Origin of the sequence: Streptomyces hyaluromycini (assembly GCF_002217755.1) — a bacterium.
GTDB classification, from domain to species: Bacteria; Actinomycetota; Actinomycetes; order Streptomycetales; family Streptomycetaceae; genus Streptomyces; species Streptomyces hyaluromycini.
Window position 1 is genome coordinate 384,534 of record NZ_BCFL01000016.1, and the last position, 19,910, is coordinate 404,443.

Here is a 19,910-nt window from a genome sequence, read left to right on the forward strand (position 1 = left end):
TTACTGCCTGTTGACGGAGGTCAGATTAACCGGCCGCGCGAGCACGCAGTGCGGCGACCACCCAGGCGAACTCCTCACGGTGGGCGGCCGCGGGGCTCCCGCCCTTCAGCGTGGACAGCAACTCCCGGTACCGGGCGAGCCGGTCGCTGGAGGCCGACTCCATGCGTTCGAGTACGACGGTCAGGTCGCCGCCCCCCAGTACCTCCCACACGATCGCCTCCGCCTCCGCCTCCGGCGACTCTGGGGCGATGCCGCGCTCACGGGCCTCCGCGCCCAGCTGCACCAGCCGCATGGGAAACCACGTGGACCGCCCGCGGACGGCACTGCGGTCCTGGTCCGACACGTTGAACTCGAAGACTTTCCGCATCTCCGCCCGGAACTCCGGGTTCTGGACCATCTCCGCCAGCTCCACCCAGGCGTCCACCTGCTCGGGGGTGGGCTCCTCCGGCAGGTCCACCGCGATGGAGCGCATCCGCTCCTCGATGTCCGGGTCCACGGCGTCGAGCCCGTGGAACAGCTCCGCCACGAACTCCTCCGTGATCCGTTTCCGTTCGGCTGCCGACAGCCGTGCCAGCTTGTTCATCAGGGTCATCTCCTCCGCACTCGAACCGCGTCGCGCCACCGTCGACAGCACCGCACGGGTCACCTTCAGCTGGGGGTCCCCCCTCTGGGGGAGGATCTGCGCGTCCAGCGCCGCCACGTGCGCGGCCGCGACCTCGGACACGGTCTGCTCGCCGGAGAGCACCGCCCGCACATGCCCGAGGCCGAGCCCCAGCTCGCGCAGGGTGCGGATCAGCTCCAGGCGGGCGAAGGACTCGGCGTCGTACAGCCGGTAGCCGCCCGGCGACCGGGTCACCGGGGTGAGCACGCCCTCGTCGGACCAGTAGCGGATGGTGCGCACGGTCAGCCCGGTGGCCTTCGCCAGCTCGCCGATGGTGAAAAGTCCGGTGCCGTCGTCGATCATGTGTGTGAGTGTGGGCCTTCCAGTGGGTGGAGACTCAAGGAGTCGAGGAGTCGAGGAGCACGGTGGCAGAGACCCTGCGGGACATTCTGGACGCGGCGGCCCGTGGCGTCTTCCCGCCGCCCGACGGCCGTACGACGGTCGTACCGCAGCCGTCCCCGCGGGACGCCGGGGTCCTCTCCTTCACCGCCCACTCGGTCGTCTTCGTCGACGAGGACCCGGAGTGGGTGTACGACACCCTGCGCGCGACCCCCAGCGACGCGCTGGCCGCGTCGATGAACTCGCGTTTCCTGACCGCCCTGATGGACCGCACGGGCCGTGAACAGGAGACGATCGACGCGCTGCTGGTGGCCGGCCCGCTGCCCGGCCGCCCCGACCTCGCCCTGACCGAGCTCACCGGACCCGACCACTCCCGGGTCGCCTACGCCCGGGCCCGCCGGGACGAGGTGCGCGCCTGGGCCGTGGCGGGCGGGGTGGTGACGCTCGGCCGAGGGGTCGCGGGACGCCTTGAGGTCTCCGCGGAGGTGGACGAGGGGTACGGCAGCGGGGGCTGGGCAGGGCCCTCGTCACCGCCGCCCGGCACCTCGCCACTGAGCCCCTGTGGGCGCAGGTCGCCCCGGGGAACGCCCGCAGCATGCGGGCGTTCCAGGCGGCCGGCTATGTGCCGGTCGGCGCCGAGGCGCTGCTCCTCAAGGCCTGAACCTCAGGGCCTGAACCTCAGTGCCAGGGCACGTAGTTCGGGTTGTCCTGGCAGTCGTCCATGATCTCGGTCTTGGTCTTCTTGTCGACCGGGCAGACCCCGATGACGTACTGGCGCAGGATCCCGCCGGGGAAGGCGACCTCGACCTGGTCGGCCCACTTGTGGGTGTCACCGATGGTCTTGTTGACGTCGACGCCGCCGGGCGCGTCGATGTAGTAGTTGTAGCCGGACTTGTACCAGGTCTTGTACAGGTCGTGGTCGTAGGTCGTGGAGACGTACGGCGACGGCTGGTTGACCAGGACGTACTGCTCCACGTCGTACTGCCCGTTCACCACGTCCTTGGGCAGGAAGCCCTCCGCGAAGATGACCGAGGGCGCCCGGCTGTCGCTGCGGTAGAGGGTGCCGCAGGTGGTGCGCCAGACGGGGGTCGGGGTGATGCGGTCGACGTCGACGCGGCGGTCGGCGGCCGCCTTGATCTTGTCCTCGAACTGGGGACAGGCGGGCGCGGCGGCCTTCGCGGAGACGGCGGGCGCCGCGGTCGACGGTACGGCGGCCGTGGTCGCGAGGACGGCGGCGAGGGACAGGACGGCGGCAGCGGCACGCCGCCGCAGACGAGTGGTGATCATGGGCAGCACGATGTCGGTTCGACGACGGCGTGCCGGGGATCGTCACTCGATCGGCGGCGTGTCCGACCGGCCCGCGGTCAGCGGAAGATGCCGGTGTGACCGAGCGAGTACCGGCCCGGCTGCGGGTAGACGGCGAGGCCGTGCGGGCCGCTGCCGACGCGGATGCGGGCCAGTTCGGTGCCGGTGCCCGTGTCGATGGCGTACACCTCGGAGTTGTACCGGCCGGACAGCCACAGCACCTTGCCGTCCGCCGACACCCCGCCCATGTCGGGGCTGCCGCCGCCCGGCAGCCGCCACTTCGCCGTCAGCCGGTTCCGGGCGAAGTCGAAGACGGAGATGGTGCCCTCGCCCCGGTTGGAGATGTACATCAAGCGCGAGTCCCGGCTGACGTAGAGCCCGTGGGCGCCCTTGCCGGTGTGCAGGAAGGTCGGCTTGGCGAAGGTGTCGCCGTTCAGGATCCACAGCCCGTCGGCCATCATGTCGGCGACGTAGAACCGCTTGCCGTCCGGCGAGACCTTGACGTCCTGCGGCATGGCGCCGTGGAACGGCAGTTTCTCGTGGCGAAGCACCTCCATCTTCTCCGTGTCCACCTTGAGCAGTTCGCCGCTGAACTCGCAGGAGACGATGAAGTACCGGCCGTCGAGGGAGAAGTCGGCGTGGTTGACGCCGTAGCAGCCGACCGGGACTGCCTTGACGGTCTTCATGGTGTGCGCGTCCCGGAAGACCAGCTGACGGTCGTTGGACGCCATCACGATGGCGTACCTGCCGTTGGGCGTGAAGTACAGGTTGTACGGGTCGTGCACGGCGACCGGCTTGCCGGCCCGGCCGGTCCTCGGGTCGATGGGGGTGAGGCTGTTGCCCAGGTCGTTGTTGACCCACAGGGTCTTCAGGTCCCAGGACGGCACGACGTGCTGCGGCTGCCGGCCGACCCGGATGGTCCCGATCACCTTGTACGTCTTGGGGTCGATGACCGAGACCGTGTCGGAGTTGGTGTTCGGGACGTAGACCAGCGACGGGAACCCCTTGACCACGGGTGAGAGGTTGCCGGGGCGGTCGGCGGCGTACACGTCCTTCGGGTCGAGGACCGGGGGCATGCCCTGCAGCCCTTCGACGGCCTGCTCCGCCTTCTTCGCCGGCGGCTGCACGGCCGCGGTGGTGCCGGTGGCCGGTGCCGCGGGGCTCTCGGATCCGCCGCTGCACGCGGGCAGCAGCGCCAGGGCGGCGAGGACGGCACCGGCGGACAGCAGACGGGCGGCGTTCGTGGTTCGCATCAGCTGAGCAGCTCCGTGGTGGTGACCGCGCGCAGTCCACGGCGGTGCAGTTCTTGGAGGACGGCGGGGAGGGCGGCGACCGTGTCCGGATACCCGAAGTGCATGCTCACCACCGAGCCGCCCGTGACCTCCGCGAGCACCTTGCGGGTGATGGCCGGCGCACCGGGCCGGGTGTAGTCGAGCGAGTCGACGTCGTACGACAGCACGTGCGGGTAGCCGGCTTCGGCCGCGAGCCGGGCGACGAGCGGCGAGGCGGTGGGCGCCCGGGAGGGGCGGAACCAGCTTCCGATCGATCCGGTGAGCCGCTTGAGCCGCTCCGCGCAGGCGGTGATCTCCTTGCGGGCGTCCGCCTCCGCCATGGCGTTGATGGAGATGTGCCGCTGGGTGTGGTTGCCCAGGTCATGGCCGCCGTCGAGGATGCGGCGGGCCAGGGCGGGGTACGCGTCGAGCCAGCTGCCGACGGCCAGGACCGTGAGGTGGGCGCCGTGCTGCTCGGCGGTGGTGAGGAGCCGGGTGGCGAGGGCGGGGTCGCCCTGGCCGTGGAAGGTGAGGGCGACGGCGGCGACGGCGCGGGGGCCGTGGGTGACCTGGAAAGGGAGCCGGTTCGGGGAGGCCGACGGTGACGGTGACATGGGGGTGGTGGCGGGCGGTGCTGCGGTGGCCGTACCGGTGGCGCCGCAACCGGTGACAAAGGTGCCTCCGGCGGTGAGGGCGGCGCCTGCGCGGAGGAGGTCGCGTCGGTGGGTGGGGGTCACCTGCACCATTTAAGGCGGGATTGGTAAGAAAGTGCGCTATTGACCCGATAAGGGTTGCGTTTGTACGCTGCGGGTCGGTGGGGGCTGGTCGCGCCCACGCGGCGGCAGCCGCACATCGATACAGCCCCGCGCCCCTATGGGGTGCGCTTCGCCTGGCCTCTATCGGTCAGCGACCCGCATCTCGAACCACGTCGTCTTGCCCCGGGGCAGCAGGTCCACGCCCCACCGGTCCGACAGTTTGTCCACCAGGAACAGGCCGCGGCCGCTGATGTCCGTCTCCTGAACCGGCATCAGACAGGGCAGCCCCCGCGACGGATCGCGCACCTCCACCCGGATCCACCCGGGGCGGCGGCGCATCCGCAGGCCGAACACCCGGGCACCCGTGTGCCGTACGGCGTTGCCCACCAGTTCCGAGACGAGTAAAACCGCGTCCTCCGTCATCTTGGGGCTGAGCCGCCACTGGCGGAGAACGACGACCTGCGCGAGCCGGCGGGCGGTGGCCGCGGACTCGGGGCGGGACGGCAGCGGAACCTCCGCGTCCACGGGATTGCCGAACAGCTCGATCGCCTTGAGTGCCCGCTCGTCCTCGACCGCAGGCGACCAGCGCGCCGCGGCCGCACGACTGTGTCCCCGCGGCTGTTCGATGCCCTCCAGCCCCGCCATGCCCCCATCATGGCCGCCCAGAGTGCCCTCCGGGGCCGTTCCCGAGGAATAAGCCCCCGGGAAACTTCCGTCCGATGCCGGGCTAATGGCATATGCCGAAGGCATTACGGAAGCCTCAACAGTCGGTCCGACCTGCGAAGACGCCCCATCTCCGGGCAATCGCCAGACCCCCTCGACAAGGCGGACTTAGGGTTGCCTTAAGGCTCTCATAATCCGCCCCATCGGGGGACCTGGAATCAGACACCGCGTCAATTGCAAGTGGTTCGGGGGCATTCACAGCAGGGCGAAGATCACAGGAACTTGGCCTTGCCCGGCCCCTCTTCCACGAAGCTCCGCATCCCGCGCTCCCGGTCCTCGGTGGCGAACAGCCCGGCGAACCAGTTCCGTTCGACGGCGAGCCCCGTCTCCAGGTCGGTCTCGACGCCGGTGTCGATCGCCTCCTTGGCGGCCCGCAGCGCGATCGCCGGACCCTGCGCCAGTTTCGCCGCCCAGGCGTGCGCCTCGGTGTAGACGTCGGCAGCGGGTACGACCCGGTCGACGAGGCCGATGGCGAGCGCCTCGTCCGCCTTGACCATACGGCCAGTGAAGATCAGGTCCTTGGCCTTGGACGGACCGATCAGCCGGGGCAGCCGCTGGGTACCGCCGGCCCCCGGGATCAGCCCGAGCAGGATCTCGGGCTGCCCGAGCTTGGCGTTGTCGGCGGCGATGCGATAGTCCGCGCAGAGGGCGAGCTCGCAACCGCCGCCGAGCGCGTAGCCGGTGACGGCGGCGACGACCGGCTTGGGAATCCGGGCGACGGCGGTGAAGGAGTCCTGGAGGTCACGGGAGCGCAGAACCATGGCGGCATGGTCCATGTTCTGCATTTCCTTGATGTCGGCTCCCGCCGCGAAGACCTTCTCGCCGCCATAGATGACGACGGCACGAACGTCTTCACGACGGGCGGCCTCTCCCGCCAGCTCCTTGATCCGATCCTGGGTGGCGACGTCGAGCGCGTTCATCGGCGGACGGTCGAGGCGGAGAGTGCCGACGCCTTCGGAGACTTCGAGGGTCACAGTCATGCCCAGCAGGTTAACGCCGGTTCATCAGCGCCCCGATAGGGGCGCGGGGCTGTATCGATATGCGGCTCCGCCGCGTGGGCGCGACCAGCCCCCACGCACCCGCAGACAACCGACTACGCAGTCCACGCCTTCCAAGACATGTTCCACCCGTTGAGCCCGTTGTCAGGCGAAACCGTCTGGTCATTGGAGTGCTTCACGGTCACCACGTCCCCGACGATCGAGTGATCGAAGAACCAGGCAGCAGGCAACCCCCGGTCACCCCCACCCCGGATGTCCCGGAGGCCGACGCACCCGTGGCTCGCGTTGTAGTTGCCGAACGCGTCGCCGCCCCAATAGTTGCCGTGGATGAACGTCCCCGACGTGGTCAGCCGCATCGCGTCCGGCACGTCCTTGATGTCGTACTCGCCGCCGTAGCCGACCGTCTCGCCGTTCATGCGTGTCACGCGCAGCTTCTCGCTGATGACCATCTGGCCGTTCCACGTGTCGTAGCCCGGCTTGCCGGTCGTGACCGCGAGGGTCTTCACGACCTTGCCGTCCTGCATGACCTTCATCGTGTGCTTCTTGGCGTCGACGATCGACACCTGGTTACGGCCGATCGTGAACTTCACGGTCTTGGCCTGCTCGCCGTACACCCCGTCACGGCCCTCGACGCCGTTGAGGTTGAGGGAGACGGTGACCTTCGTGCCGGACTTCCAGTAGTTCTCGGGGCGGAAGTCGAGGCGGTCGTTGCCGAACCAGTGGCCTTCGACGTCGACCGCCGGCTCGGTCTTGATGGTGATCGCCTTCTCGACCGCGGCCGGGTCGGTGATGCCCCGGGTGAAGTGGACGGAGAACGGCATACCGACGCCGACCGTGGAACCGTCCTCCGGCGTGAAGTAGCCGATGAACGTGTTCTTCGGGGTCAGCGTCGTGAAGCTGGAGTCCTCCGCCGACTCACGGCCCTCGGCGTCCTTCGCGACCGCGTGCACCGTGTACTTCGTGGAGTTGGCGAGGTGCGTCGAGGGCGTCCAGCTGGCGCCGTCGGCGGCGATCGCCCCGGCTATCTCCTTGCCCTTGGCGTCCTTGACCTCGACGTCGGTCAGCTTGCCCTTGGCGGCGCTGACCTTGAGCGCGCCGCTGGTGTCCACGCCGGTCGCACCGGACTTGGGGCTGATGCTGACGGTGGCCACGGACTGCTTGCTCGCCTGGGTGGTGGAGTCCTTGGCCTTGGCGTTGCCCTCGTCCGTCCCCTTGCCGGAGGAGGAGCCGCCACCGCAGGCGGTGACGGCCATGAGCAGGACGCCGGCGACGACCGCCATCCCCTGCTTCCGCCGCGTCCCCCGAACCGACGCCCCCGATATCGGCCGCTCGTTCAAAGTGGTTCTCCCCTCCCAGGGCCTGGTCAGGCCCACCCCGGCGCGTCAGGCGCGCGCATCTGGCGCATAGTAACCGCAGGGTTTTGAGCTTGGTGTTGGGCGAATGTCACCGTTGCGTCGCAACTTCTCGCCCCCCACCGGCCCGCCCCCCACCTGGCTACTTGAGCGTGCTGCCCGCCTTCCACTCCTTCCATCCCATGTTCCACCCTCCGAGGCCGTTGTCGGGAGAGACCGTTTTGTCCTTACTGTTGACGACTTCGACCACGTCCCCGATCAGGCTGCGGTCGTAGAACCAGCCCGCGGGCGTGTCCGAGCTGCCGCCCTTCACGTCGCGCAGACCCACGCAGCCGTGGCTGACGTTGACGTGGCCGGGGGCGTCCGGCGCCCAGTAGTTGCCGTGCAGGAAGGTGCCCGAGTCGGTGAGTTTGAGGGCGTGCGGGACGTCGGGGATGTCGTACTCGCCGCCGAAGCCGACCGTGCGGCTGTTCATGCGGGTCACGTCGTGCATCTCCATCACCACCATCTTCCCGTTGTAGGTGGTGTGCTCGGGCGCCCCCGCGGTGATCGGCACGGTGGCGAGCAGTGCGCCGTCCCGGCGGACCTGCATGGTGTGGGCGGCCGCGTCCACGAGGGAGACCTGGCTGCGGCCGATGGTGAAGGTGAACGTCTTGTACTGGAGGCCGTAGACACCGCGGGCGCCCTCGACGTCGCGGAGCCCGAGGCCGACGGTGACGACCGTGCCGGGCTGCCAGTAGTGCTCGGGGCGGAAGTCGAGGCGGTTCTTGCCGAACCAGTGCGGGCGGATCTCGACCGCGGGCTTGGCGGTGACCTGGACGGCGCGTTCGACGGCGGCGCGGTCCTCGATCTCGCGGCTGAAGGCGAGGGAGACGATCATGCCGGTGCCGACGGTGGCCCGGTTCTCCGGGGAGACGTATCCGATGAAGCGTTCGTCGGGGACGAGCGTGGTGAAGGTGGTGTGGCGGGCGGAGCGGTGGCCCTCGCCGTCCCGGGCGACCGCGTCGACCGTGTACTTGGCGGCGAGCGCGAGTTTCGGGTCGTCGGGCCGCCAGGTCGTGCCGTCCGGGCCGATGTGCCCGGGGACCGGGGAGTCCTGGGCGTCCTGGGACCTGACGACGTTGACGGACTCCAGGTGGCCGTGGGGCACCCGTACCGTCAGCCGGTCGCCGGGCCGTACGGCCTTGGTGCCGTCGTCCGGGGAGATGCGGATGACGTCCTCGGGGGCCGGGGGTTTGGCTCCGAGGACGTGGTCGAGGCCGAGCCCGCCCGTGTCGTCCGAGGAGCAGCCGGCGGCTCCCGCGAGCAGTGCCGCCCATGTCAGTACCGCCGCCAACGCGGCCCCCGCGCGCCGTGCGCGCCCTTTTGCATGCCTCACATGCGGCTCAACGAGCGGGCATGCCCCTGGGAAACGTGAGTGCGACGCCGGCACTGGGCAGAACAGAGGGAAGGACGACGAGCTGGGGAGCCGCCGTGCCCGCGAGAGCCGTCGCGGGCACGTCCGTAGCGAGCCGCCGACCGTGCCCGGGACCGGGAGTCCGGGCGCCGTCGGCTGCTCGGGCGCGGGTGCGTGCGCCCCGGTGGTCGGCGAGCCGCGGGACACGAATAAGGGGCCGACAGGTGACGAGCGCAGCCGAGCAGCAGGGGGCACGGGCGCGGGCCCCGAGGGTCGACGGCCCCGCGGTGGACGGCCCCGGGGTGAACGGGACGCCGCTCCCCGTCCCGTCGGCGTGGCCGGGGGCGTCGACACCGCTCGGCGCCCGGTTCCGGGTGGGCCCGGACGGGGTGGCGGGCACCAACTTCGCGCTGTGGGCGGCGGGCGCGGAGGCGGTCCGGCTGTGCATCTTCGACGAGCAGGGGCGGGAGACCCGTATCCCGCTGACCGAACTCACGCACGAGATCTGGCACGGGTTCGTCCCCGGTGTGCTGCCGGGGCAGCGGTACGGCTACCGGGTCGACGGCCGCTGGGACCCGTGGACCGGCGCCCGCTGGAACCCGGCGAAGCTGCTCCTGGACCCGTACGCCCGGGCGGTGGACGGCGAGTTCGCGCTGCCGTCCGAGGTGTACGGGCATGTGCGGGACTGGCCGGACCAACAGGTCGCCGACACCGTCCGCGACGACCGCGACTCGGCGCCGTACGTTCCGAAGGGCGTGGTCGTCCACGATGACGACGACTGGTCCGACGACCACCGCCCGAAGACGCCGTGGGCGGACTCCGTCATCTACGAGCTGCACGTGCGGGGATTCACCAGACTGCATCCCGGGATACCGCAGGAGCTGCGCGGCACCTATGCCGGACTGGCCCACCCGGCCGCGATCGAGCACCTGGTCAAGCTGGGCGTGACGGCCGTGGAGCTGCTCCCCGTCCACCAGTTCGCGCACGAGGACCACCTGCTGCGGCGCGGCCTGAAGAACTACTGGGGCTACAACTCCGTCGGCTACTTCGCCCCGCACGCGGCCTACGCCGCCTCCGGGACGACGGGCCAGCAGGTCGGCGAGTTCAAGCGGATGGTGCGGGCGCTGCACGCGGCCGGGATCGAGGTCATCCTCGACGTGGTCTACAACCACACGGCGGAGGCGGGCGAGCTGGGCCCGACGCTCTCCCTGAAGGGCATCGACAACCGGGGCTACTACCGCCTCCAGGACCACGACGCCCGCCGCTTCGCCGACTACACCGGCTGTGGCAACACCCTGCACGTGGTCCGCCCGCACGTGCTGCGCCTCATCACCGACTCCCTCCGCTACTGGGTCACGGAAATGGGCGTGGACGGCTTCCGCTTCGACCTGGCGGCCGCGCTGGCCCGCTCGATGCACGACGTCGACATGCTCTCCCCCTTCCTCGCCGTGATCGCCCAGGACCCGGTGCTGCGCCGGGTGAAGCTGATCGCCGAGCCGTGGGACGTGGGCTCCGGCGGCTACCAGGTCGGCGCCTTCCCGCCCCTGTGGACCGAGTGGAACGACCGCTACCGCGACGCCGTCCGCGACTTCTGGCGCGGCGCCCTGCCGGACGTGCGCGACCTCGGCTACCGCCTGTCCGGCTCCAGCGACCTCTACGCCTGGGGCGGCCGCCGCCCCTACGCCTCCGTCAACTTCATCACCGCGCACGACGGTTACACCCTGCGCGACCTGGTGTCGTACGAGCACAAGCACAACGAGGCCAACGGCGAGAACAACCGGGACGGCTCCGGCGACAACCGCTCCTGGAACTGCGGCGCGGAGGGCGAGACGGCCGACGAGGGCGTACGGGCCCTGCGTCGACGCCAGTTGCGGAACCTCCTCACCACTCTTCTCCTCTCGACGGGTGTCCCGATGCTGGTCGCCGGCGACGAACTGGGCCGCACCCAGCGCGGCAACAACAACGCCTACTGCCAGGACAACGAGATCAGCTGGCTGGACTGGAGCCTGCTGGACGACCCCGCCTGGCGACCGCTGTTCGACCTCACCTCCCGCCTCATCCGGCTCCGCCACCGCCACCCGGTGCTGCGCCGCCGCGCCTTCTTCTCCGGCCGCGCGCACTCGGCGGACGGCCTGCGCGACCTGGCCTGGTTCACGGCCCGCGGTGAGGAGATGACCGCGGGCGACTGGTACGCGCCCGCCGCCACCCTCGGCATGTACCTCTCCGGCCGGGACATCCCCGGCCGCGACGAACGCGGCGCCCCCGTCCTCGACGACAGCTTCCTGACCGTCCTGCACGCCGGCGCCCGCCCCGCCGAGTTCCTGCTGCCGGGCCCGCCATGGGCGGAGCGCTACGAGGTGCTCGTGGACACCTCACTGGAGGAACAGGACGCGGAGCCGGGGGTGGTGCACGAGGCGGGGACGGTGATCACGGTCCCGGGGCGGGCGGTGCTCTTCCTGAGAGTGGTTAGCTGAGGCAACGTTGAGATATCCCGTGCCATGGCTGAGCCATCCCGTCGCACCTTCGGTGGTCTCATCGGCGGCGGCGCGGTCACCGCCGTCGCCGGGGCCGACCTCTCCCCTGGTCAGGCCCTGGGCGCGAAGGATTGAGGGCCGAGTGCTCGGAGAGCAGCCAGTACCGCCCTTATCCGAGGAACTTCGTGAGTACGGTAGACGCCCGTTCCCCCCAGATGCGCCAGAACCGTGAAGAAGCCTTCGGCGGTGCGGAACTCATCCTCGAAGAGGCTGAAGGCATGCGGCAAGGCATGGCAGATGGGAAGACCTAGCCGTCGAAGCCGGAACGTGTTCAAGAGGGCACGGCCCTGATAGTGAACACGGGCATCAGCGGATATGTGTCTGTCGTGAGAGAAGCCGATCCCGGGGTCGATGACGATTCGATCGACCCCGGCCGAGCGAGCGTGATCCACACGTCTCTCGAAGTAGTCGAGCATCCTGGGGATGGGGTCTTGGTCGATGCCCTTGGCGCGCACGTCCCGGGAGTTCTTCCCCTCTACATGGCACAGGACAACTGTCGCTTCATGGTCGGCCAGCATGGGGAACATCTCACCGTCCGATGCCAGACCGCCGGAGTAATTGATCAGGAGCGCCCCCGCGTCCAGGCACGACCGGGCGACGGCGGGCTCGTAGGTCTCGATCGATACGGCGATACCTTCCGAGGCGAGCCCTTTCACGACCGGCACCAGGGCGGCCACCTGTTCCTGCGCGGAGACCTGCCCAGTGCGGGGATTGCTTGACTCGGCGCCGATGTCGACGATATCGGCGCCTTGCGCCGCGAGGATGCGACCTTTCCTGACGGCGGACTCGGTCGAGGTCGCGACGCTCTCTCGATAGGTGGAGTCCTGAGAGAGGTTGATGCATCCCATGATGGCGGGGGTGGTGTCGACATCGATTTCCCGATCCCCCACTCGAAGTGGTTCGACGGGTAAGGAAAGATCACCCTCGAATCGCCGCGCGAGATCTGTCAAATGGGCAAGGGAAATCATCCGACCTCATTCCTGTACGACCGCCGGAGATGCACCGCGCTAGCCCAGAATCCCCCGCTGGTACCCCGTAGCCACCGCCGCCGCACGGTCGTTGACGCCCAGCTTGGTGTACAGGTGGGTGAGGTGGGTCTTCACCGTGGCCTCGCTGATGAAGAGTTCGCGGGCGATCTCGCGGTTGGAGGTGCCCCGGGCGACGAGGGCCAGGACTTCGCGTTCGCGGGTGGAGAGAGGCTCGTTGGCGGGGGCAGTGGGTGCGCGGACGGCGGAGACGAGGCGGGAGGCGACGGCCGGGGAGAGGACGGTACGGCCCTGGGCGGCGGCGCGGACGGCGGTGAAGAGCTCCTCGCGGGGGGCGTCCTTGAGCAGGTAGCCGGTCGCGCCCGCCTCGATCGCGGGGAGGGTGTCGGAGTCGGTGTCGTAGGTGGTGAGGACCAGGACCTGGGCGCGGGCGCCGCGTCGGGTGAGTTCGCGGATGGCGTCGACTCCGCCGCCGCCCGGCATGCGGAGGTCCATGAGGATCACGTCGGGGTCGAGACGACCGGCGAGGGTGACAGCTTCGGCGCCGTTCGCCGCCTCGCCGAGGACCGTGAAGCCGGGGGCGGACTCGAACATGCCGCGCAGGCCGTCGCGGACGACGGGGTGGTCGTCGACGACGAGCAGCGAGATCGGGGGCTCAGTTGTCATGGCGGACCAACGGTACGCGCGCCGACAGGGCGGTGCCGAGCCCCGGTTCGGACTCCACGGTGAGGGAGCCGGCGATGCGTTCGGCGCGGGCCCGCATGCCGTCCAGGCCGAAGCCGCCGGCCCGGCTGCGGGCGGGTACGGCACACAGGTCGAAGCCGGTGCCGTCGTCGCGGATGTCCAGGATGACCTCGTCGCCCAGGTAGGAGAGGGTGACGCCGACGCGGGTGGCGTGCGCGTGCCGGGCGGCGTTGGAGAGTGCCTCCTGGACGATGCGCAGCAGGGTGGCCGCGACCTCCTCGTGGAGTTGCTCGGCGGTGCCGGTGAGGGTGAACTCGGCTCGTATGGCGGTCCGTTCGCCCCATTCGGCGACCGTCTTCTGCAACGCCTCGGGCAGCCCGTCGTGCTCCAGGGCGACCGGGGCCAGGTTGTGCACGGAGCGGCGGGCCTCCCCCAGGCTGTGCCGGGCCAGCGCCAGGGCGCGGCCCACGTGCTCCTCGGCCACCGCCGGATCGGGGGTGTTGGTGACGACCTGGAGCTGGGCGATGATCCCGGCCAGCCCCTGGGCGATGGTGTCGTGGATCTCGGCGGCGAGGCGGCGGCGCTCGTCGGCGACCCCGGCCTCCCGCGCCTGGACCAGGAGCTGGCCGTGCAGGGCCGCGTTCTCGTCCAGGGCCTGGCGCAGGGCGGCGATGGTCTCGGTGCGCTCGCGGGACCGCTGTTTCTCCTGGTCGTTGAGATGGGCGATCCCCACCTGGAGTGCGGAGTTGGCGGCCAGCAGCACGGCGAAGAGGAGCCACTGCAGCACGTTTCGGAACGGCATCCCGCCCGTCTGCGCACCGGCCACGGTGACCGCGCTCGCCAGCAGCCCGAGCCGCCGCCACCGGCGCGGCAGCAGCTCGTCGGCGTCCATGTAGCCGGTAGCCGCGTAGAACGCGAAGAACGGGCTGAGCCAGGCAAGCACGAAGGCGAGGGCCCAGCGGACCACGTAGTACGCCGTCCCGGCCGGGGAGGGCGTACGGCCGCGGTCGGGGCGGCGGAACCCGGTGGCGTGCCACCACAGTTGGAGTACGACCGCGGCGCCGACCAGGGACCAGGCGGTGGCCCACTTGGCCTGGGCGGTGTGGGGGTCGGCGGAGACGACCCCGAGGACGATGCTGATGCCGAGGAACCCGTACGGCCCCCAGGTGTGCAGTTGCTCCCAGCGCCGTTCGATCTGGCTGTCCTCCGCGGTCATGTCCTCAGTCTGCACGGCCGGCCGCCTACTCCCAGCGGAACCAGCGGGCGGCACCCGCCGTCAGCAGGACCGTCCAGAGGGCGAGCACGCCCAGGTGCTCCCAGCCGGGCCACTGTCCGGCGGCGGCCCGGTCCAGGGCGCGGGCGGCCGCGCCGAACGGGGTCAACTGGACGACCCGGGCCATGGCGTGCGGCATCTCCCGCACCGGGATCCACACGCCCGCGCAGAACAACATCGGGAAGAACACCGCCGAGCCGATCGCGCCCGCGATCTTCGTGGTGCGGGACAGCGACGAGACGACGGAGCCGAGGGCGAGGGCGGCCGCGGCCGCGAGCAGCAGCGCCAGCAGGTACCCGCCCGGCTGCTTGGGCAGTCGTACGTCGAAGGCGAGCCGGCCGACGAGGAGCGCGAGCAGTGCCGAACCCAGCGCGACCGTGCCCTGCACCACCATCTGCGCGGACAGCAGCGCGGAGGGCCGTACGGGCGTGAGCCGCATCCGGCGCAGGATGCCCCGCTCCCGGTGGCCGGTGAGCGCCTGGGGCAGGGTCTGCACCCCGGACATGATCAGGGCGATCAGGACGGCGATGGGAACGTACGCGTCGACCGGGCGCAGCCCGCCCAGGGACTTGTCGGCCTCCCGGAAGGAGGGGATCGAGCCGAGGATCACCAGAAGCAGGGTCGGGAACAGGAAGACCCAGAAGACGGCGCCCGGTTCGCGGCGGAACAGCCGGAACTCGGTGCGCAGGACGGCGGTGTTCATGCTGCTTCCTCCTTCGTCAGGTCCAGGAACGCGTCGTCGAGGGTCGCGTCCACGACCCGGAGCTGGTGGGCGGTGATGCGGTTGCGGGCGAGCAGGGTGATGACGGCGTTGACGGTCTCGTCGGTGCCGGAGAGCGTGATCCGGCCGTCCTTGCGCTCGATGGCGGCGAGGGCCGGGAGGGCGGCGAGGTCGTGGTCGTCCAGGGGGGCGGACGGGGTGAAGGTGATGACGGTGGCGCCGGCGCTGCGGCGGATCAGCCCGGCCGGGGTGTCGAGGGCGGCCACCCGTCCCTTGTCGATCACCGCGATCCGGTCGCAGAGCCGCTGCGCCTCCTCCATGAAGTGGGTGACGAGCAGGACGGTGACCCCGCGGTCCCGGACGTCCTCGATCAGCTTCCAGGTGTCCCGCCGGGCCCGCGGGTCGAGCCCGGTGGTCAGTTCGTCGAGGACGACGACCCGCGGGTTCCCGATCAACGCCAGCGCGATGAACAGGCGTTGCTTCTGCCCGCCCGACAGCTTGCCGAACCGGGTGGCGAGCTTGCCGGTGAGCCCGAGGCGCTCGGCGAGCGGCGCCCAGTCGAGCGGGCTCGGGTAGAAGGAGGCGTACAGCTCAAGGGCCTCGCGGACGGTGAGCTTGGGCTGCAGCTCGCTCTCCTGGAGCTGGGCGCCGAGGACGCGGGCGACCTTGTCGTGGTCGGCGACGGGGTCGAGCCCGGTGACCCGCACCCTTCCCCCGTCCGGCACCCGCAGCCCCTCCACGCACTCCACGGTGGTGGTCTTGCCGGCGCCGTTCGGCCCGAGGATCCCGAAGATCTCGCCCTCCTCGACGGCGAGACTCACCCCGTCGACGACGGCCCGGCCGCCGTACGACTTCCGCAGGTCTGTCATTTCGATGACGGTTGGCATGCTCCGAGGGTCCCGTCCGGCCCGGGTCCGCCACATCGCCCGCCCCGCTGGAGCCGGCATCAACCGATCGGCCGATGCCGCGGATCCAGCTGTACGACCGCTCGAACCTGCTGGTCGTAGGTCCAGCGGCCGATTCCGGTCCGGCCAAAACTCGGTGGGCGTTGTCAGTGCCGGTCCGTAGGCTCGCCCCTGATGCCTCCGACACGTGCAACCACCAAGGAACGCTCCGCCGTCCGCACCCTGCTGCGCCTGTGGCCGTACGTACGGCCGGTGCGGATACGGCTGTCCGTCGCCGCGCTCGTGGCGATCGTCGCCTCCTGTACGGGGCTCGTGATCCCCCTCGTCCTCAAGTGGATGGTGGACGGCCCGGTGGCCGACCGCGACCCGGCCGGGGTCTGGCTCGGCGCGCTGTACCTGCTGCTGCTCGGCATCGCGGAGGCACTGCTCTTCGGCCTGCGCCGCTGGCTGGTGGCCAGACCGCTCTCGCATGTCGAGGCGGGGATGCGCGCGGACCTGTACGGCCATCTCCAGCGCCTGCCGGTCGCCTTCCACGACCGCTGGGCCTCCGGCCAGCTGCTCTCCCGGGCCACCACCGACCTGATGCTGCTCCGCATGTTCCTCGCCTTCCCGCTGACCTTCCTGCTGGTCAACGGGGTGACGATCCTCGTCGGCGTGCTGATCATGCTGGCGCAGGACTGGACGCTGGGCCTGGTCATCCTCGGCCCCACGATCCCCGTGGTCTGGACGTGCGTGATCTTCGAGAACCGGTACGCGGACGTGGCCCGGCTCGCCCAGGACCAGGTCGGCGACATCACCACGGTGGTCGAGGAGAGCGTGCTCGGCATCCGCATCATCAAGGGCTTCGGCCGCCACCGCAGCCAGGCCCGCGCCTTCCGCGAACTGGTACGGACCCTGCGGGGCACGGAGCTGCGCAAGGCGCACATGCTGGCGATGATCTGGGGCGTCATCGTGACCCTGCCGGAGGTGGCGATCGGGGCGGCACTGCTGTGGGGTTCGATCCAGGTCGCGGAGCACGAACTGAGCGCGGGGACGCTGGTGGCGTTCCTGTCGACGGCCCTCGCACTGAGATGGCCGGTGGAGTCGATCGGCTTCCTGCTGGCGATGAGCCAGGAGGCGGCGACGGCCACCGAGCGGTACTTCGAGGTGCGGGACGCGTTGGAGGAGGGCGCCGATTCGTTGTCGAGTGCGGGTGCGTCGGGGCTGGTCGCGCAGTTCCCCGCGCCCCTTTGGGGCGCTGCGCTGAAGCGCCCCGAAAGGGGCGCGGGGCGAGACAATATGCGGCTCCGCCGCGCGGGCGCGGTCAACCCCCACCGGCCCGCAGCCGACGACGGCCCCCTCCCCTCGGCTCCCGAACCCGACGGCATCCGCTTCGAGAACGTGCAGTTCCGCTACCCCGACGCCGCCCCCGACTCTGCCCCCACCCTCGCTCACATCGACCTCCACATCCGCCCGGGCGAGTCCATGGCCCTCGTCGGCGCCACCGGCAGCGGCAAGACCACCCTCACCGCCCTCATCCCCCGCCTGCACGAGGCCACCTCGGGCCGGATCACCCTGGACGGCCGGGACATCACCGCGATGCCCCGTGAGGAACTCCGCTCCCTGGTGGCCATGGCCTTCGAGGAACCCACCCTCTTCTCCGCCTCCGTCGGCGAGAACGTGCTCATGGGAGCCGAGGACGGCGCCGGCGAGCCCGAGCTGGCCCGTGCCCTCGCCGTCGCTCAGGCCGACTTCGCGCACGCCCTCCCCCAGGGCACCGGCACCCAGGTCGGCGAGCAGGGCCTCAGCCTCTCCGGCGGCCAGCGGCAGCGCCTCGCGCTCGCGCGGGCGGTCGTCGGCCGGCCCCGCTTCCTCGTGCTCGACGACCCGCTCTCCGCCCTGGACGTGCACACGGAGGCCGCCGTCGAGGCCGCCCTGCGCGACGTACTCGCGGACACCACCGCGCTGATCGTCGCCCACCGCCCCTCCACCGTCCTGCTCGCCGACCGCGTCGCCCTGCTCTCCGGCGGCCGGGTCACCGCCGTCGGCACCCACCACGAACTGCTGCGCACCAACGCCGAGTACGCCCACCTGATGTCCGGGGAGGATCACCGCCGATGACCGCCGCCACCTCCCTGCCCGCCCCCGACGAGGACGAACGCCCCCGACGGGATCCGGCCGAAGCCACCGACTCGACCCAACCGGCCGCCGACGACCCCTTCGACCGCGACGTCCTGCCCACCCCGCCCGGCGCCACGGCCACCCTGCTGCGCTCGCTTCTCGCCCCCATGAAGGCCCGGGTCGCCGTGACCACGCTCCTGCTGCTGCTCCAGCAGGCGGCGATCCAGGCGGGCCCGCTGCTGGTGGCGTACGCCATCGACACGGCCGTACCGGCGTTCCGCCGTCACGACCACGGCCCGCTGATCGCGGTCGCGGTCGGCTACGGTCTGAGCGCGCTGCTCTCCGGCGGCCTCCAGTACGCGTTCGTCCGGGCGTCCGCCCGCGTCAACCAGGACGTCCTCCTCGACCTGCGCGGCCGCATCTTCCGCCACGCGCAGGCCCTGAGCATCGACTTCCACGAGCGCTACACGTCCGGCCGCCTCATCTCCCGCTCCACCACGGACGTCGAGTCGCTCCGCGAGCTCCTGGCCGAGGGCCTCCAGGAGCTGATCACGGTCATCCTCTCCTTCCTCTACATCTCGGCGATGCTGCTCTGGCTGGACCTGGGCCTCGGCGCGGTCGCGGTGGCGAGCTTCGTTCCGCTGTACCTGCTCGTGCGGCTGTACCAGCGGCGCGCGGTGCGGGTGTACAAGGCGCGGTCCACGGCGATCGCGGCGGTCATCGTGAAGTTCGTGGAGACGATGAACGGCATCCGCCCGGTGCGCGCGTTCCGCCGGGAGGCCGCCAACGACGCCGAGTTCGCCGTACTGAACCACCGCCACGAGCGGACGAACGGCGACGCGCTCCTGGAGATGGCGCGGTACGTGGTCGGCTCCCGGCTGGTCGCCAACACCTCGGTCGCGGTGATCGTGCTGTGGGGCGCCTACCGGGTGGCGTCCGGCTCGCTGGAGCTGGGTGTCCTCGCCGCGGCCGTTCTCTACCTGCGGCGGCTGTACGACCCGATCGACCGCCTCGGCATGTTCCTCAACTCGTACCAGTCGGCGTCCGCCTCGCTGGAGAAGATCGCGGGCCTGCTGGCCCAGACCCCGTCCGTGCCGGAGCCCTCGGTCCCCAGGGAACTGCCTCCGCTCCCGACCGAACTCCCCGGCCGCGAGGCCGTCTTCGACGGTGTCCGCTTCGCCTACCGCACCGGCGGCGAGGTGCTGCCCACCTTCGACCTCGGCCTCCCGGCCGGGCAGACGGTCGCGGTCGTCGGCTCCACCGGCGCCGGCAAGTCGACGCTCGCCAAACTGCTCGCCCGTTTCTACGACCCGTCCGACGGCCGGGTCCTCCTCGACGGTGTGGACCTGCGCGAACTGACCGTGCCCGAACTGCGGCGCGGGGTCGTGATGGTCACCCAGGAGGCGTTCCTGTTCTCCGGCACGGTCGCCGAGAACATCGCCATCGGCCGGCCGGACGCCACCCGTGAGGACATCGAGCAGGCGGCCAAGGCGATCGGCGCCCACGAGTTCATCGCCGCACTGCCCGACGGCTACGACACGGACGTCCGCAAGCGCGGCGGGCGCATTTCGGCGGGGCAGCGCCAACTGGTCGCGTTCGCACGCGCCTTGCTCGCCGACCCGGCGGTGCTGATCCTCGACGAGGCGACCAGTTCCCTGGACATCCCCGGCGAACGGGCCGTGCAGCGCGCGATGTCGACCGTGCTCAAGGGCCGTACGGCGGTGGTGATCGCACACCGGCTGTCCACCGTGGAGATCGCCGACCGGGTGCTGGTGATGGAGCACGGCCGCATCGTCGAGGACGGCCGCCCGGCCGAACTCATCGCTGGTACGGGCCGGTTCGCGGACCTGCACCGCGCGTGGCGGGACAGTCTGGCCTAGCCGACAGGCCGAGAGAACGGGGGTCGT

Annotated in this window: 16 protein-coding genes and 1 pseudogene; 4 read left to right on the forward strand and 13 right to left on the reverse strand. The window is 70.8% G+C overall.

Annotation, left to right across the window (positions count from 1 at the left end; translation table 11 throughout):
- Window positions 1-25 precede the first annotated feature (25 nt).
- Window positions 26-964 (reverse strand): helix-turn-helix domain-containing protein, encoded by a 939-nt coding sequence (locus tag SSP29_RS01795; protein ID WP_089098660.1) that lies wholly within the window; start codon window positions 962-964, stop codon window positions 26-28.
- Between the two features lie 62 nt (window positions 965-1,026).
- Here SSP29_RS01795 and SSP29_RS01800 point away from each other — a divergent pair.
- Window positions 1,027-1,661 (forward strand): annotated as a pseudogene (locus SSP29_RS01800) (GNAT family N-acetyltransferase).
- 17 nt (window positions 1,662-1,678) lie between these two features.
- On the opposite strand, the gene SSP29_RS01805 reads toward SSP29_RS01800, so the two are convergent.
- The 7 genes from SSP29_RS01805 to SSP29_RS01835 form a co-directional block, all read right to left on the reverse strand.
- Complete coding sequence (locus SSP29_RS01805; protein ID WP_089099761.1) at window positions 1,679-2,287, reverse strand: ADP-ribosyltransferase; 609 nt, start codon at window positions 2,285-2,287, stop codon at window positions 1,679-1,681.
- 77 nt (window positions 2,288-2,364) lie between these two features.
- Window positions 2,365-3,558 carry a YncE family protein gene (locus SSP29_RS01810; protein ID WP_089098661.1) on the reverse strand — a complete coding sequence of 398 codons (1,194 nt, stop codon included), beginning with the start codon at window positions 3,556-3,558 and terminating at the stop codon, window positions 2,365-2,367.
- The gene (locus SSP29_RS01815; protein ID WP_089098662.1) at window positions 3,558-4,322 is read right to left on the reverse strand and encodes a polysaccharide deacetylase family protein; all 765 of its coding nucleotides are present in this window, start codon (window positions 4,320-4,322) and stop codon (window positions 3,558-3,560) included. Before SSP29_RS01815 ends, SSP29_RS01810 begins: the two co-directional genes overlap by 1 nt.
- Window positions 4,323-4,472: 150 nt before the next feature.
- Window positions 4,473-4,976 carry an ATP-binding protein gene (locus SSP29_RS01820; protein ID WP_089098663.1) on the reverse strand — a complete coding sequence of 168 codons (504 nt, stop codon included), beginning with the start codon at window positions 4,974-4,976 and terminating at the stop codon, window positions 4,473-4,475.
- Between the two features lie 290 nt (window positions 4,977-5,266).
- Window positions 5,267-6,034: an enoyl-CoA hydratase/isomerase family protein gene (locus SSP29_RS01825; RefSeq protein ID WP_089098664.1), complete on the reverse strand. Its 768-nt coding sequence runs from the start codon at window positions 6,032-6,034 to the stop codon at window positions 5,267-5,269.
- A 113-nt stretch (window positions 6,035-6,147) separates the two neighbouring features.
- Window positions 6,148-7,332, reverse strand: a complete 1,185-nt coding sequence (locus SSP29_RS01830; protein ID WP_089098665.1) for a L,D-transpeptidase — start codon at window positions 7,330-7,332, stop codon at window positions 6,148-6,150.
- 214 nt (window positions 7,333-7,546) lie between these two features.
- Entirely contained in the window at window positions 7,547-8,782 is a 1,236-nt protein-coding gene (locus SSP29_RS01835; RefSeq protein WP_089098666.1) for a L,D-transpeptidase, read from the reverse strand.
- Window positions 8,783-9,024: 242 nt separating this feature from the next.
- Here SSP29_RS01835 and glgX point away from each other — a divergent pair, with 242 nt between their 5' ends.
- Window positions 9,025-11,274 (forward strand): glycogen debranching protein GlgX, encoded by a 2,250-nt coding sequence (gene glgX / locus SSP29_RS01840; protein WP_438363770.1) that lies wholly within the window; start codon window positions 9,025-9,027, stop codon window positions 11,272-11,274.
- Between the two features lie 110 nt (window positions 11,275-11,384).
- On the opposite strand, the gene SSP29_RS01845 is transcribed toward glgX, so the two are convergent.
- From SSP29_RS01845 to SSP29_RS01865, 5 genes are read right to left on the reverse strand one after another with little or no spacing between them, the layout of a single operon-like run.
- On the reverse strand, window positions 11,385-12,302 hold the full coding sequence (locus SSP29_RS01845; RefSeq protein ID WP_089098667.1) for a dihydropteroate synthase: 918 nt from the start codon (window positions 12,300-12,302) through the stop codon (window positions 11,385-11,387).
- Between the two features lie 39 nt (window positions 12,303-12,341).
- The gene (locus SSP29_RS01850) at window positions 12,342-12,986 is read right to left on the reverse strand and encodes a response regulator (RefSeq protein ID WP_089098668.1); all 645 of its coding nucleotides are present in this window, start codon (window positions 12,984-12,986) and stop codon (window positions 12,342-12,344) included.
- The gene (locus SSP29_RS01855; protein ID WP_089098669.1) at window positions 12,976-14,220 is read right to left on the reverse strand and encodes a sensor histidine kinase; all 1,245 of its coding nucleotides are present in this window, start codon (window positions 14,218-14,220) and stop codon (window positions 12,976-12,978) included. Before SSP29_RS01855 ends, SSP29_RS01850 begins: the two co-directional genes overlap by 11 nt.
- Before the next feature lie 25 nt (window positions 14,221-14,245).
- Window positions 14,246-14,980 carry an ABC transporter permease gene (locus SSP29_RS01860; RefSeq protein WP_089098670.1) on the reverse strand — a complete coding sequence of 245 codons (735 nt, stop codon included), beginning with the start codon at window positions 14,978-14,980 and terminating at the stop codon, window positions 14,246-14,248.
- A complete protein-coding gene (locus SSP29_RS01865) occupies window positions 14,977-15,885 on the reverse strand; it encodes an ABC transporter ATP-binding protein (RefSeq protein ID WP_167449837.1) in 909 nt (302 codons plus the stop codon). The genes SSP29_RS01860 and SSP29_RS01865 overlap by 4 nt, the downstream gene beginning before the upstream one ends.
- Before the next feature lie 192 nt (window positions 15,886-16,077).
- On the opposite strand from SSP29_RS01865, the gene SSP29_RS01870 reads away from it, so the two are divergent.
- Together SSP29_RS01870 and SSP29_RS01875 are read left to right on the forward strand one after the other, a co-directional pair.
- Window positions 16,078-18,003 (forward strand): ABC transporter ATP-binding protein, encoded by a 1,926-nt coding sequence (locus tag SSP29_RS01870; RefSeq protein ID WP_089098672.1) that lies wholly within the window; start codon window positions 16,078-16,080, stop codon window positions 18,001-18,003.
- Window positions 18,000-19,883 carry an ABC transporter ATP-binding protein gene (locus SSP29_RS01875; protein WP_089098673.1) on the forward strand — a complete coding sequence of 628 codons (1,884 nt, stop codon included), beginning with the start codon at window positions 18,000-18,002 and terminating at the stop codon, window positions 19,881-19,883. The genes SSP29_RS01870 and SSP29_RS01875 overlap by 4 nt, the downstream gene beginning before the upstream one ends.
- Window positions 19,884-19,910: the final 27 nt, after the last annotated feature.

Bases quoted from the DNA above. Each gene is read 5' to 3' on its own strand.
- SSP29_RS01795 (WP_089098660.1), bottom strand. From the start codon at position 964: ATGATCGACGACGGCACCGGACTTTTCACCATCGGCGAGCTGGCGAAG.
- SSP29_RS01805 (WP_089099761.1), bottom strand. From the start codon at position 2,287: ATGATCACCACTCGTCTGCGGCGGCGTGCCGCTGCCGCCGTCCTGTCC.
- SSP29_RS01810 (WP_089098661.1), bottom strand. From the start codon at position 3,558: ATGCGAACCACGAACGCCGCCCGTCTGCTGTCCGCCGGTGCCGTCCTC.
- SSP29_RS01815 (WP_089098662.1), bottom strand. From the start codon at position 4,322: ATGGTGCAGGTGACCCCCACCCACCGACGCGACCTCCTCCGCGCAGGC.
- SSP29_RS01820 (WP_089098663.1), bottom strand. From the start codon at position 4,976: ATGGCGGGGCTGGAGGGCATCGAACAGCCGCGGGGACACAGTCGTGCG.
- SSP29_RS01825 (WP_089098664.1), bottom strand. From the start codon at position 6,034: ATGACTGTGACCCTCGAAGTCTCCGAAGGCGTCGGCACTCTCCGCCTC.
- SSP29_RS01830 (WP_089098665.1), bottom strand. From the start codon at position 7,332: ATGGCGGTCGTCGCCGGCGTCCTGCTCATGGCCGTCACCGCCTGCGGT.
- SSP29_RS01845 (WP_089098667.1), bottom strand. From the start codon at position 12,302: ATGATTTCCCTTGCCCATTTGACAGATCTCGCGCGGCGATTCGAGGGT.
- SSP29_RS01850 (WP_089098668.1), bottom strand. From the start codon at position 12,986: ATGACAACTGAGCCCCCGATCTCGCTGCTCGTCGTCGACGACCACCCC.
- SSP29_RS01855 (WP_089098669.1), bottom strand. From the start codon at position 14,220: ATGACCGCGGAGGACAGCCAGATCGAACGGCGCTGGGAGCAACTGCAC.
- SSP29_RS01860 (WP_089098670.1), bottom strand. From the start codon at position 14,980: ATGAACACCGCCGTCCTGCGCACCGAGTTCCGGCTGTTCCGCCGCGAA.
- SSP29_RS01865 (WP_167449837.1), bottom strand. From the start codon at position 15,885: ATGCCAACCGTCATCGAAATGACAGACCTGCGGAAGTCGTACGGCGGC.
- SSP29_RS01870 (WP_089098672.1), top strand. From the start codon at position 16,078: ATGCCTCCGACACGTGCAACCACCAAGGAACGCTCCGCCGTCCGCACC.
- SSP29_RS01875 (WP_089098673.1), top strand. From the start codon at position 18,000: ATGACCGCCGCCACCTCCCTGCCCGCCCCCGACGAGGACGAACGCCCC.